This is a genomic window from Chloroflexota bacterium, from assembly GCA_014360825.1.
In the GTDB taxonomy this organism is placed as follows: domain Bacteria; phylum Chloroflexota; class Anaerolineae; order UBA2200; family JACIWT01; genus JACIWT01.
Window position 1 is genome coordinate 56,875 of record JACIWT010000010.1, and the last position, 12,913, is coordinate 69,787.

The 12,913-nt window shown below is 58.1% G+C and carries 15 protein-coding genes; 8 read left to right on the forward strand and 7 right to left on the reverse strand.

Translation table 11 applies throughout. From position 1 onward, the window contains the following. The first annotated feature begins 158 nt into the window (after window positions 1-158). Window positions 159-1,145 carry a tryptophan--tRNA ligase gene (gene trpS, locus H5T64_08265; protein ID MBC7264341.1) on the forward strand — a complete coding sequence of 329 codons (987 nt, stop codon included), beginning with the start codon at window positions 159-161 and terminating at the stop codon, window positions 1,143-1,145. Window position 1,146: 1 nt separating this feature from the next. On the opposite strand, the gene H5T64_08270 is transcribed toward trpS, so the two are convergent. The 3 genes from H5T64_08270 to H5T64_08280 all read right to left on the reverse strand — a co-directional run bounded on the left by H5T64_08270 (window position 1,147) and on the right by H5T64_08280 (window position 3,287). Then, on the reverse strand, window positions 1,147-2,484 hold the full coding sequence (locus H5T64_08270) for a bifunctional folylpolyglutamate synthase/dihydrofolate synthase (protein MBC7264342.1): 1,338 nt from the start codon (window positions 2,482-2,484) through the stop codon (window positions 1,147-1,149). Window positions 2,485-2,691: 207 nt separating this feature from the next. After that, the gene (locus H5T64_08275; GenBank protein MBC7264343.1) at window positions 2,692-3,048 is read right to left on the reverse strand and encodes a DUF5615 family PIN-like protein; all 357 of its coding nucleotides are present in this window, start codon (window positions 3,046-3,048) and stop codon (window positions 2,692-2,694) included. Continuing rightward, window positions 3,048-3,287, reverse strand: coding sequence for a DUF433 domain-containing protein (locus H5T64_08280; GenBank protein MBC7264344.1), 240 nt, complete (start codon window positions 3,285-3,287; stop codon window positions 3,048-3,050). Before H5T64_08280 ends, H5T64_08275 begins: the two co-directional genes overlap by 1 nt. 299 nt (window positions 3,288-3,586) lie before the next feature. Between H5T64_08280 and H5T64_08285 the strand changes: the two genes are divergently transcribed. The 3 genes from H5T64_08285 (at window position 3,587) to H5T64_08295 (ending at window position 6,553) form a co-directional block, all read left to right on the forward strand. Next, window positions 3,587-4,777, forward strand: a complete 1,191-nt coding sequence (locus tag H5T64_08285) for a hypothetical protein (GenBank protein ID MBC7264345.1) — start codon at window positions 3,587-3,589, stop codon at window positions 4,775-4,777. A gap of 98 nt (window positions 4,778-4,875) precedes the next feature. Further along, window positions 4,876-5,793: a glycosyltransferase family 2 protein gene (locus tag H5T64_08290; GenBank protein MBC7264346.1), complete on the forward strand. Its 918-nt coding sequence runs from the start codon at window positions 4,876-4,878 to the stop codon at window positions 5,791-5,793. A gap of 7 nt (window positions 5,794-5,800) precedes the next feature. After that, window positions 5,801-6,553, forward strand: coding sequence for a glycosyltransferase family 2 protein (locus tag H5T64_08295; GenBank protein ID MBC7264347.1), 753 nt, complete (start codon window positions 5,801-5,803; stop codon window positions 6,551-6,553). A 40-nt stretch (window positions 6,554-6,593) separates the two neighbouring features. Here H5T64_08295 and H5T64_08300 read toward each other — a convergent pair whose 3' ends face one another. From H5T64_08300 to H5T64_08315, 4 genes are all read right to left on the reverse strand, one after another. After that, entirely contained in the window at window positions 6,594-7,070 is a 477-nt protein-coding gene (locus tag H5T64_08300; protein ID MBC7264348.1) for a low molecular weight protein arginine phosphatase, read from the reverse strand. 170 nt (window positions 7,071-7,240) lie between these two features. Beyond that, the gene (gene raiA, locus H5T64_08305) at window positions 7,241-7,780 is read right to left on the reverse strand and encodes a ribosome-associated translation inhibitor RaiA (GenBank protein MBC7264349.1); all 540 of its coding nucleotides are present in this window, start codon (window positions 7,778-7,780) and stop codon (window positions 7,241-7,243) included. A 174-nt stretch (window positions 7,781-7,954) separates the two neighbouring features. After that, on the reverse strand, window positions 7,955-8,680 hold the full coding sequence (locus H5T64_08310) for a ComF family protein (GenBank protein MBC7264350.1): 726 nt from the start codon (window positions 8,678-8,680) through the stop codon (window positions 7,955-7,957). Window positions 8,681-8,692: 12 nt separating this feature from the next. Next, complete coding sequence (locus H5T64_08315) at window positions 8,693-9,418, reverse strand: polyprenol monophosphomannose synthase (GenBank protein MBC7264351.1); 726 nt, start codon at window positions 9,416-9,418, stop codon at window positions 8,693-8,695. 186 nt (window positions 9,419-9,604) lie between these two features. Between H5T64_08315 and H5T64_08320 the strand changes: the two genes are divergently transcribed. From H5T64_08320 to H5T64_08335, 4 genes are all read left to right on the forward strand, one after another. Continuing rightward, window positions 9,605-10,312 (forward strand): rhomboid family intramembrane serine protease, encoded by a 708-nt coding sequence (locus tag H5T64_08320; GenBank protein MBC7264352.1) that lies wholly within the window; start codon window positions 9,605-9,607, stop codon window positions 10,310-10,312. Window positions 10,313-10,484: 172 nt separating this feature from the next. Then, window positions 10,485-11,189 carry a hypothetical protein gene (locus H5T64_08325; GenBank protein ID MBC7264353.1) on the forward strand — a complete coding sequence of 235 codons (705 nt, stop codon included), beginning with the start codon at window positions 10,485-10,487 and terminating at the stop codon, window positions 11,187-11,189. An 8-nt stretch (window positions 11,190-11,197) separates the two neighbouring features. Then, a complete protein-coding gene (locus H5T64_08330) occupies window positions 11,198-11,707 on the forward strand; it encodes a ribonuclease HI family protein (protein MBC7264354.1) in 510 nt (169 codons plus the stop codon). 1 nt (window position 11,708) lies between these two features. Beyond that, complete coding sequence (locus H5T64_08335; GenBank protein ID MBC7264355.1) at window positions 11,709-12,911, forward strand: FAD-binding oxidoreductase; 1,203 nt, start codon at window positions 11,709-11,711, stop codon at window positions 12,909-12,911. Window positions 12,912-12,913 lie beyond the last annotated feature (2 nt).

A 12,913-nucleotide genomic window follows, 5' to 3' on the forward strand; every position in this document is an offset into this window, starting at 1 on the left:
AATGAGCGAGGCTGGTCTCCGCATCCTTTCGCCCGCTGCTCAGGGCGGGTTCTTTGTTGGAGCGAGAGATGGCCTAACGGGGTGGCACCACGGGTGTCCATACAGACCCTCGTCCCCACAAAGGGACGGGGGTTCTTTGTTCAGTAGGAGGTGTGTATATGAAACAACGGGTTTTCTCTGGCATTCAACCCAGCGGCGAGAGTCTGCATCTGGGCAATTACTTGGGCGCGATCAAGGGCATGTTAGCGCTGCAGGACAGCCACGACTGCATCTTCGCCGTGGTGGACTACCATGCCATCACCGTGCCCTATGACCCGGCTTCGATGCCCGCCCAGAAATTCAATGCCATCGTAGAGTATATGGCTGCCGGACTGGACCCCAGAAAATCCATATTGATTATCCAGTCCGATGTGCCTGAGCACACCGAACTGGCATGGCTCTTGGGTTGCATCATGCCCGTTTCCAAGTTAGAACAACTGCCGACCTACAAGGACAAAAAGGCGCGCCAGCAATCGCCTACTATGGGCTTGCTGGATTACCCGGTGCTGATGGCTGCGGACATACTGATCTACAAAGCATCCCTCGTCCCAGTGGGGCAAGATCAGTTGCCGCATATCGAGTTCGCTCGAGAAGTGGCGCGCAAGTTCAACGCCGCGTTTGGTGAGACTTTCCCAGAACCGCAGGCCTATCTCACCGAAGGAGCGGAGGTACCCAGCCTGCTGGGAACAGGCAAGATGTCCAAGAGCGTGCCCGGCAGTTTCATCGCTCTCAACGACTCGCCAGACCAGATACACCACAAACTGGCCGTTGCCGTCACGGACCCGGCCCGTCAGCGGCGCAGCGACCCCGGCGAACCAATGCGCTGCAATATCTACGCCATCCACCGCCTCTACACGCCCGTGGACCGATTGGCGGAGATTGCAGATGGCTGTCGTGCGGCGGATATCGGCTGCTTGGAATGCAAAGCCATCTTGGCTGAGGAGATCATCGCGGATCTAACGCCCTTTCGCGAGTGCCGCGCCCGGTTATTTTCTCACCCTGACGACGTACGTGACGCACTGCGGGAGGGGGCTAAGCGGGCCCGACCATTGGCCAGGGCTACGTTAGATGAAGTGCGATGCGTAATGGGGCTGGACAGGATATAGGTCAGACGGGATCACAGGGATACGGCTCTGCGTCCGTCCGCGCACGCCATGCCTCCTGCACCTCGGCAACCAGGAAGAGCGACCCCGTCGCCACCACGGGCGTGCCCTGTCCGGCTATCTCCAATGCTGTGTCCAGGGCTGCTGCGGGGTCGGGTGCCACGTGGGTCTCGATGCCGTAAGGCTCGGCCAACTTCAGCAAGACATCTTGTGGGTTCGCCGCCCGAGCATGGTGCGAGGCGGTGAGCACAACTGCCCTGGCGTGGGGCAATAGTTCCGCCAGCATGCCAGCGGCGTCCTTGTCAGCCGATACGCCAAAAATGAGGACGAAGCGGTCGATGAGCAAGTAATCTCGCAGCGCCGCCACCAGGCGGTGCACCGAGTCGGGATTGTGTGCGCCATCTACGATGAGAGCAGGGTTCCCGCTTAACACTTCGAGCCGGCCCGGCCAGTGCGCCAAGCGCAGGCCCCGCCGAAGCGCACTCCTACTGATGGTCACACCTTGCCTTCGCAGTGCTTCGATCGCAGCCAATACCACCGTCACATTGATGAGTTGGTGTTCGCCGAGGAAAGGGATGCGTAGGTTGGCATAGTGGACATCGGGGCCAGTGGCGCGGAAACGCTGGCCACGCCTGCTCCAGGAGCGCAACTGATAGGCCCAATCTCGGCTCACGCGGGTCAGCGGGCTGCCCTTGTCCTGACTGACATGCTCGATGACCGCCATAGCCTCGGGCACCTGTGGCGCACTGACCACCGGCACGCCTGCCTTGATGATGCCTGCTTTCTCCGTGGCGATGGCCTCGATTGTCCAACCCAGGTAGATCATGTGATCGAGGCTCAGCGAGGTGATGACCGCCACCAGGGGCATGACTATATTTGTGGCATCCAGCCGTCCGCCCATACCAACCTCCAGCACGGCAGCATCCACGCCCTCCTCGGCGAAGTACAAGAAAGCCAGTGCCGTTGCCACCTCGAAGGTGGTGATGTCCGGAATGCGTTCGGCATAGGGGCGCACGCGGGTGGTGACTTCAGCAAAGCGCTCCTCGGTGATGAGCGTGCCGTTGATCTGGATGCGCTCACGAAAGGTGTGCAGGTGAGGCGAGGTGTAAAGACCGGTGCGATAGCCTGCTTGTTGGAGTACCGAGGCCATCATGGCACAGGTGGAACCCTTGCCCTTCGTCCCCGCTACATGCACGCTCCAGAAGCGGTGATGTGGATTTCCCAGATCCGCCAGCAGCGCGCTGACGCGGTCGAGGTTGAAGTTCTCCGGTGCATAGGCGGCGGGCTGGTTCTCGCGATTGGCGAGACTATAGAGATAGGAGAGGGATTCGGTGTAGTTCAATGGGCCCCCTTGTCGTATCGCGTGAATTGGCTGGAATTGTAAGCCGTATGGGGAAAAATGCAAGTGAGATTGGGCGTAGGATAACAAAGTGGACTGGGGATGTAGACGGCTAACGCCAGTGCTGATGGATCAAAAGGCTGCTGGAGTCAATCCGGACAAAGCCAAACGAAGTCTTTTATCCATAGTCAGACACGATAGAACCTTAATTTAGGGGAGTGGTCGCTGGCGCACACGTCCGCGTTCGACAACGGTGAATTTCCCTTTCAGTAGCAGACCGCTAATGGCCAAGGGTTTTAACAGGCGTTCCGCTGGCTCTTCTGGGGTTACTGGAACGAACCGGAAGTATATTACACCTGCTGGTACTGGCAATTTCCGCCGATAGATCGGTTCTCCGTAATCCCGATCGAAAGCGAACACAATGCAATGGTCATTGGCAGCGCGGGTCAGAACCTCGCGATCTTTAGTGCCGGGTGAGTCTTCAATAATTGCCTTAACCTCGTAGCCAGCCTCTCGTAGACGGTGCACGCTCGTTAAGGGGAAATTTTCATTGGCCAAAAACCGCATTACGTCGCTCCGCTTGGTACTATGTACAAAGATTCCTCATGCATACACTCGGCAGCGAAAGCGAACACTGCTTGCAGGGCCTTAGGGGTAAGCGTTGGATAGTTCTCTAATACTTGTTTTTCTGTCCACCCCGCGGCAAAGAGTCCCAGGATGAAGTCAACGGCAAGCCGCGTGCCCTTCACCACAGGCTTGCCCAACAAGATTTCTGGGTCTGAATGGATGTAATCTCGCCAATCCATCTTTCTCCTCCCCACGGCTGGAATTCTCCCTGAGACCAACGGGATTTGTGTTCCTATTTATAGGAGCAGTTGACGAAATGTAAAAACGAAAACCTTCACCAGAACCATCTCGTCCGCCACTCATCTTCACGGTCTTGAGGCTGAATTCGAGGGTCTATTTCATCCCAGCCTGCCAGGGCAAGGACTTTGGCGATGGAACAACTACTCGTCTCCCGTCGTTGTCATATTGACTAACAGCAGGCGATGGGGTAAACTAACATCACGCAAAGGCAAAATATCACACCTGGGAGGCCAATCTCTTGAGAGCAAAATGGTTCGTCGCCATCTTATGCGCTGCCCTTGCATTGTTCCTCGCCAGTTGTCGGGCTGGCCCGCTTATCTATGACGTGCAGATCCGCCCCGATGTCATCTCACCCAATGCCGATGGCGTGGATGACGTGGCTGCCGTTTCCTACAAGATCGGCAGCAATGCCAACATCTCGATCTATTTGATAGATGCTCAGGGGAACAAGCACTACTTCCGCCGTGACGGCCGCCGTTCCCACGGCTCCTACACCGCCCTCTTCAGCGGCGTGATTGACGGCCGCATGCTTCCCGATGGTACGTATACGATGGTCCTGGAAGCAACCAATGAGTCTGGCCGCACCGAGAAAATCGAGAAGTCCATCACCCTGGTGGATGCCGACACCAACTACATCGAGATCCGCAACTTGAACATCTACCCTTCGAGTTTTACCCCTAACCGCGATGGCATCAAAGACCGCGTGACCATCGCTTATTACCTCAATAAGGAAGCCACCATCGTGCGGGTGTACCTGCTGGGCCCCGATGGAGAGAAATACCCCATCCCCGACGACAAGATTCGCCCCATGGGCGCGCCAGGCAACCATGAGCATGACTATGAGGGCGGCGTGGACCTGGGCGCTGCCCCGCCACCCGACGGGACGTACACTGTGGTGGTGGAGGCCGAGGATGCGGTGGGAAACCGCGACCAGAAAACCGGGCAATTGACCATCGAAGTGGGCGGGGTGCCTATGGCCGAAATCGTCAACCGCGCTGTGCAATGGTCGGGCGACAGTTATGCCCTGGGCCAGACCCTGACTTTCACCTGCACGGTGCGCAATATCGGAAAAGTCCCCATCCGCACCCAAGGGCCTGAGTCGGGCTATACCTACACCAACGCCGAGACTTATGGCAGTTGCGGCTACTATACCGACCCCGGCGTGTTCCGCGTCGGGCTGGATATGGAAGACAACAGCATCGGGCGCGAGTATCCCTGGCGCTGGCAACTGGGCAAAGATAGCGAACTCACTGTGATAGATGGCCATAAGTACCTGATGCCCGGCCAGACCGTGCAGGTCGTCGGACATTTGACCTTCGTGGACAAGACCCCACGTACTGCACCCTACTTCTGGGTGGGTCTCATCCACGAAGAGGTGCGCAAGGTGGACGACCGCGTGGACCCCAAACAGGTTACGATAGATTTCTAGTGTGTGCATCGCAGCCGCGGCGTATCGAAACACGGCGGTCTCAGCGCTATCGGTAGTGGATTCAGTTGGATGCCTCGGAGTTAGGGACTGACCAGCAGATGGACCTCTCTGTTATCATTGTCAACTGGAATGTGAGAGACCTCCTCGCCGCGTGCGTTGATTCGGTGCTACGCTTCACGCGCCCCAGCCTCGAAACCGAGGTTATCGTCGTGGACAACGCTTCCCACGACGGCAGCCCCAATATGATACGCCAGCGCTTCCCTTCCGTGCACCTCCTGGCCAACACCGAGAACAAGGGCTTCGCTGGTGGCAACAACCAGGGCCTTCGTGCTGCCACCGGTCGCTATCTGGCTCTCCTGAACCCCGACACCGAGGTTCGGGGCGATGCTCTGGGGACACTGGTGGACTTCCTGGCAGCCACACCAAACGCTGGGATGGTTGGCCCACGCCTGATCCACTCTGATGGCAGTTTCCAGCACTCCGCCTTCCGCTTTCCCACCCTGGCTATGGCTTTCTTCGACTTCTTCCCTCTCCACCACCGGCTCATCCATTCCCGGCTCAATGGGCGCTACCCGCGCCGTCTTTATGATGCCGGCGTGCCCTTTCCCATTGATCATCCCTTGGGTGCCTGTATGGTGCTGCGCCGCGAGGTGATCGAACAGGTGGGGCTCCTGGACGAGGGCTTTTTCATGTACTGCGAGGAGATTGATTGGGCTATGCGCGTGCGGAAGGCAGGATGGGGCATCTACTGCGTGCCGGCGGCTGAAGTGGTACATCATGTCGGACAGAGCACGCGCCAATCCCGCGACGAGATGTTCGTTACCCTCTGGCGCAGTCGCTACCGGCTCTTCGAGAAGTACTACGGCCCGGCGTATCGCTGGCTGGTACGGCGCATTGTGAGGCTGGGGATGGCGCGCGAGGTGGCACGCGTGCGGAGGGCTTTGCGGCGCGGCGAAATGAGTCGGACGGAAGCACAGAGCCGCCTCAGCGCCTGTCGCCTCGTGGCCAGCCTATGAGGTTGTGATGCCCGACCTGACGGTTATCGTGCTGACCAAGAACGAGGAGCGCAACATCGCCGCCTGTCTGGATAGCGTGCGTTGGGCCGATCGTCTGATGGTTCTCGACTCGTTCAGTGATGACCACACGGTGGATATCGCCGAGGCCGCTGGGGCGGCGGTGTACAGGCGACCTTTCGTGAACTATCCCGACCAGCGCAATGCTGCCCTGGACTTGGCAACAACCGAGTGGGTCTTTTTTGTGGATGCCGACGAGCGGGCTACGCCCGAGTTGGGAGCCGAAATCCGCCAGGCCATCGCTTCTGACCGGGCAGGTTGGTGGGTGCCCCGGCGAAACATCATCTGGGGCAAGTGGATCCGGCATACCGGCTGGTATCCAGACTATCAACTTCGCCTGTTGCGGCGAGGACGAGCGCGCTACGATCCACAGCGCGAGGTGCACGAACTGGTCATCCTGGATGGGCCAGCCGGTTACCTACAAAATCCTCTAATTCACTACAACTACCAGACGGTGGGCCAATTCCTGGCCAGACAAGATCGCTACACCCACTTCGAGGCGGATATCCTATTCAAACAAGGCATTCGACCGCGACCTCACAACTACATCCTCCAGCCCCTCCGCGAATTCACCCGGCGTTTCATTGCGTTAGAAGGCTATCGCGATGGCGGATACGGCTTTCTGCTGAGCCTTTTGATGGCCTACTATACTTTCTTGACCTACGTGCGTCTGCGACAGAGGTGGAGGAAACAGGGAGGCTGAAATCGAGAGAGAACCCTCTCCGGGGAATGATGCGGTCCCTCTAAATCTTGGTGGCCAATTCCACGATCTTCGGATAGCCTGCCTCGATGATCTCTTCCAACTCACGGGCCTTGAGGCGGTAATCCATCAGCGACCCTCCATATGGGTCCTCGATGTCAAAACGCTGGCCGATCATCTCGCTGAGCAAGTGCATTTTCTCGTCGGCACGGCGGAAATCGCGCTGGATGGCATTGGCGTGCCTCTCGGCCATCACCAGGATCAGGTCGGCTTGGTCAATATCCTCTTGGGTGAGATTGCGTCCTCGATGGTCACTGATGTCTAAGTCATGCTCTGCCATTACCTGGCGAGCATAGGCAGTCGCGGGCTCGCCTTCCAGGGCCCACAGCCCCGCCGATCGCACATCGAACTCGGCGGCTCGCCCTTCACGGGCCAGCCTGGCCTGCAAGAAGCCCACGGCCATCGGCGAACGACAGACATTGCCCGTGCAGACAAACAAGATCACATGCTTCTTGGCCATGCCGCTCTGCCCCCTATCTATAGAACGCACACCCTGGCGCTCTTTCCTCGAAGTATAGCGTCTGTGTTCAGACACAGTTCTATTTTAGACTAGTGAGGGATAGGCGCAAAAACGAGGGCAAGGTCTTTTCACCCTCGCCCTCGTACTGGCGCACCGCACCGCTGGGTGCATCACACCAACTCTGGTATAATCAACCCGTAGTTTCCATCGCGGCGGCGGTATAGGACATTGATGCCGGCATTTTCGCCGTTGTAGAAGACGAAGAAGTCGTGGCCCAATAGTTCCATTTGCTCGGCCGCTTCCTCCACGGTCATCGGCACCATAACGAAGCGCTTGGTTCGCACAACGGTGGGCTTCCCTTCCTCCACTACGGGTTCCTCGACAGGCGACGTTTCTTCCCGAGGGCCACGACCCCGGCGTCGCTTCTCCTTGTAACGCGCGATCTGGCGGTGTATTTTGTCCACCACCGCATCTATCGAGGCGAACATGTCGGCCGAGCGTTCCTCGGCCCGCAGAATTGTGCCGTTACTGCGCAGCGTAACCTGGACCACTTGCCGATGGGCTGCATCCTTGGCACTTTGCACGGAGAGTTCCACGCGGGCTTCGTCAATACGGGGTAAATACCGGTCGAGTTTTCCAATCTTTTTCTCCACATAGTTGCGGAGAACGTCGGTAATTTCAAGGTTCTTGCCTTTGATAATCAGTTGCATATCCACGGCTCCTTTACTTATTCTTAGGCTTCGACCTTAAGCCAATAAGGCTATAAGTGCACGTATAATTGGAGCCCGCTTGAGGAGGGTTGGGGAAAAGCCAGAAGCATGTCTCAGATATTTTCTACTATCATTTTAACTGTTTTTTGGACAAATGTCAATGCGTCAAACAGCCTAAACGCGCGTACTACCGTGTGGAGAACATGTCCGGGCCAGCGTGAGTCCCCATACCTCACGTGCTCCACCGGCGAGCAGTCCCTCGACGCAGGCGTTCAGCGTTGCACTGGTGGTACACACGTCGTCTACCAAGAGTACCCGCAACCCCGCCAATCGTTCATCCGCGCAACGGAAAGCCCCAGCCACATTCTCCCGGCGCTCCCTGGCATTCAATTGCACTTGTGGCACTGTGGCCCGCACGCGCAGGAGGCAGTCCTCCATCACCGGCAGACCGCTGGCGGCGCTCAGTTCGCGAGCCAGAAGCGCGGAGTGATTGTAGCCCCTGTGCCGCAATCGACTGGGGTGTAGGGGCACGGGCACAGCGATGTCCACTGGGAGCGGAGTGTGTCGCCAATAATCAGCCAGATAGGTCCCCAACACCGGGGCAATGGAGCGCAGCCTCTTGTATTTCAGGGCGTGGATGGCTTTTTCCATCACTCCATCGAGGTAGGAAACCGAGCGAATAGCCGACAAGCGGGGAGGATCTATCTGGCAAAGGGGGCAGAGTCCGCCTATCTCATTGGGCTGGCCGCAGCGGGGGCAGTAGGGCGGTGTGATGAGCCGCACCGTGCTCTGGCATTCTTCGCAGAACCAGTGCCCAAGCCGGCCACACCCCACGCAGCGGGGTGGAAATAGTAGCCCCAACAAACGTTGTATGACAGCGGAGGGTGGATTTGCGCCCAAATCGCCTCCTGGTTACGACGATTGGCCACGCCTTAGGAAACGGTCTTTGCTCAGCCGCAAGACGGTGTACAGGGCGCGAGCGATCTCCCATTGGGAGATCTTGGAGCGGCCCCGCTGCCGGTCTTCGAAGATAATGGGCACTTCGCCCACTCGCCAGCCCTGCGAGACACACTTGTACAGTATTTCGATCAGAAACGAGTAACCGTTGGAGAAAATGCGATCCAAGGCCAGAGATTCGAGCACGCGACGGTGGTAGCAGCGAAACCCGGATGTGCAGTCGTGAACAGTCAGACCCAGCATAAGCCGGGTGAATGTGTTGGCTCCAAAACTGAGCAATCGCCGCTCCAGGCCCCAACTGCGCGTCCCCCCGCCAGGCACGTAGCGCGAACCGATGACTAAGTCGTAGTCCTTCGCGGCTTCCATAATGGCGGGGATATAGTGCGGATTGTGGGAAAAGTCGGCATCCATCGTCAGGATGAGGTCATCGCCGTGAGCCAGGCTCTCGTAAAAGCCAGCGATGTAGGCGGTGCCTAGGCCCAACTTGCCGGGGCGATGGACGACACGGACGCGCTGGTCCTGCGAGGCCCATTGATCAGCCAATTGACCGGTGCCGTCAGGCGAATTGTCGTCCACGATCACAATGCTCAGATTCGGGAGGTCTAGACCGGTAATAGTACGGATGAGGGGTTCCAGATTCTCACGCTCATTGTAAGTGGGGACGATTACCGATGCAGTCAACGTTGCCTCCTGATATGTTGCTGTAGCGCCATTCTATCACAGTTCTCGCCTTCCGCCAAGTGGCGGGTCCGGTTCGGGGATGTCGAGCATCGTCGGCTATCAGCATAACCTTTTTTCACCGTATTTGTAATTGGCCGAGATTTGCAGTAGAATTGGGGAAGAGAAATCTGGGAAAGGAATATTCCCATGCTTCCACTGCGAGACCTGAATCCGGCACGGCGGTTCCCCATCGTAACGATCGTGATCATTGGCATCAATGTGCTCGTGTTCCTGTGGGAAATCCTCCTGCCATCACAGGAGGCCCTCGAGGGGTTGATCTACACGGCGGGGCTGATCCCATACCACTTGACTCATTCCCCAAACTTGTCCAGCGTGGTGTCCATCTTCACCTCCATGTTCTTGCACGGGAGTTGGATGCACCTCCTCGGCAATATGCTCTTTCTCTGGATTTTCGGCGACAACGTGGAGTCGGTGATGGGGCACTTCTTCTACCCGATTTTCTACATTGGCTGTGGCGTGATGGCTGCTCTGGCGCAGGTGTTCGTGGGTCCCAATTCTATGATTCCCACTATCGGTGCCAGCGGGGCAATCGCCGGGGTCTTGGGTGCCTACCTGATCATATACCCGGGCGCTCAGGTGGAAACGCTCTTCCTGATAGGCTATTTCGTCCGTTTGGTGAGGCTACCTGCTTTGGTGGTGCTGGGATTGTGGATCGTCCTCCAGTTTTTCAACGGATTGCTGAGCCTGGGCGTGGCCACCGCTCAGACGGGAGGCGTGGCCTGGTTTGCTCACATCGGTGGTTTTCTTACTGGCGCGCTGATGGGAGTGATTTTCAGGCCTCTGGCAGAGCGCCAAGGGCGTTGGTCAGGGCGCTATCCTGGTGATTGGTGGTGATGAGGTCCACTTATGCCAGTGAGATCGCCATCCGCAGAGAAACTAGTCAACGCCTTTTCGACCCCTCTGCCCTTGCCTGTTCTCCACCCGCGCCCATTGGATCTGCGGGGAGCCCGATGCTACCAGGCATTGGGCTCTTCTTTTTGTCCAGCCGGTTTGTGAAGGGATTGCAATGAACACTGTTGCTATGCTTTATAAGTTGCAACAATTGGATCTGCAAATCACCGAGGGCGAGCAACGCCAGCGCGACATCGAGGCCCAGTTAGGAGATAATGTGGAATTGCGCGAAGCGCGCGTGGCCGTTTCGGATTGCGAAGCGCAACTGAGCGTTTGGCGGGGGCGACTGAAGGACCTGGAACTGGAACTTCGGGGAGTCGAGGAGAGAATTGCCAAGAACGAGGCCCGACTGTACGGTGGCCACGTGACCAATCCGAAGGAGTTAAGCAGCCTGGAGCAAGACCAGGCGAGTCAGAAACGTCGGCGTAGTGAGTTAGAGGACAATGTGCTCGAGGCTATGTCACGGGTGGAGGAACTGGAGAGTAGCCTGGCGACCAGACGCGAGATCTTACGAGTTATCGAGGCCCGCTGGACCCAGTCTCAAGCCAAATTGAAGGGAGAACTCGCCAAGGTGAACGCGGAACTGGAGAGTTTGCGCCAGGAACGCGAATTGCTCCGCCGTCGTATCCCGGCGGACACTTTGGCTCGCTATGAAGAGTTGCGCCGGAAGAAAGGCGGCCGCGCCGTGGCGATGCTGAAAGGCCAGATGTGTGAGGGCTGCCGCGTGACCGTGCCCTCCGGCACCGCCCAGCAGGCCCAGCGTTCGTCCGACTTGGTTTTGTGCGAGAACTGTGGGCGCATCCTTTATTGGTGCGGTTGAGCGAGAAGATGGCTCAACGGCAGAAATCCAAGGAGGGAAGTCTGTCACGAATCATCATTTACTGTGATGGGGCAGCGCGGGGCAATCCTGGGCCAGCGGGCATCGGTGCAGTCCTGACGGATGAACGGGGGCGTGAACTGGCGCGTGTCCAGGAATATATCGGCCGGGCCACGAATAACCAGGCCGAATACAAGGCTCTGATCCGAGCGCTCCGTCGGGCAGCTGCCTGGGACGCACAGGACGTGGAAATACGGGCCGACAGCGAATTGCTCGTCCGGCAATTGCGAGAGGAGTACCGGGTGCGTAACCCGGCTTTGCGGAAGTTGTGGCAGGAGGTAAAGAACCTCCTTCGCCCCTACCGCGCTGTGAGGATCGTCCACGTGCCGCGTCACGAGAACTATCTCCCAGATACGCTGGCAAACGCAGCGATAGATAATCGTCAAAAACATATCACAACAAGGGGAACGAGGGAGGCGAAATTCCCCTCACCCAAGAGGCAAAGTGGCCAGGAGGTGTGAAATGGGCAAAATAACCGTGCCCCAGGAGGATTTCCCTCGTACTGCCGACGTGGTGATCATCGGCGGTGGGATTGTGGGGGCGGCGACGGCGTTTTTCGTCAGCCACGCGGGTCTGGATGCAATTGTGGTGGAGCGCCGCGACGCATTGGGCACATTAACAACTGCGGCCTCGGTAGAATGTTTCCGGGCCCAATTCAGCGAACCCGAAAACGTGCAGATGATGCTCACCAGCATCGAGATCTTCGATCATTTCGCGGAAGTGATTGGCATCCCTGGCTATGATATCAACCTGCATTACCAGGGCTACCTTTTCATCACGGATGCAGAAGATGGCGAGAAAACATTGCGGGCTCGGGTGGCTCATCAGCAGAGTATAGGATTGAAGGATGTGGAGTTCTTGGAGGGTGACGAGGTGCGTGCTCGTTTCCCCTATGCGAGCCCAACGGTGACAGCGGGCACATACCGCGCCAAAGAAGGGTGGCTCTCAGCCCACGAGGTTACCTACGGTTTCGCCAAGGGCTCCAAAGCACAGTTCTGCCTGCGCACCGAGGTCTCGGGCATTGTGGTGAAGGGTGGGCGCGTGCATACCGTGCTGACCAACCGCGGCCCCGTTGACACCCCGCGGATCGTCATTGCTGCCGGGCCGTTCTCCGGTGTCGTGGCTCGCATGGCGGGCGTGGAACTACCGCTATGCATCCTGCGTCGTCAGAAGACCATCATTGGGGAACATCCCCTCATCCCTCGCCATGCACCGATGACCATTGATGACATCCGCGGAGCGTACTGGCGCCCAGAGGGCGGCGGTGCCGCCCTGGGCTGGGCATTGCCGGAGGAGCCGAGCGAGCCCAGCGAAAATGTGCCCGCGGATTGGACTTTCGCCGCCATCGTGCTGGAGGGGGTCAGCCATCTCTCGCCCTTTTTCGAGCAGGTGGCAGCAGGACTGAAACGCGAGGATGTGTTCACCAGCGCTGGACAGTACACCTGTACGCCGGACAGCAAGCCCATCATTGGGCCCAGTCCAGATGTCGAGGGGCTCTATTTCAACCTCGGTTACAGTGGCCATGGTATCATGGGCTCTCCGGCGGGGGGCAAACTGACTGCTAAATTGATGGTGGGAGAGATTTCGACGTCCGAAAATCCATTCCGCTTCGAGCGATTTGCGGAGAAGCGAGAATTAACCGCGGCGGAGAAGATCGTGATTTAGGT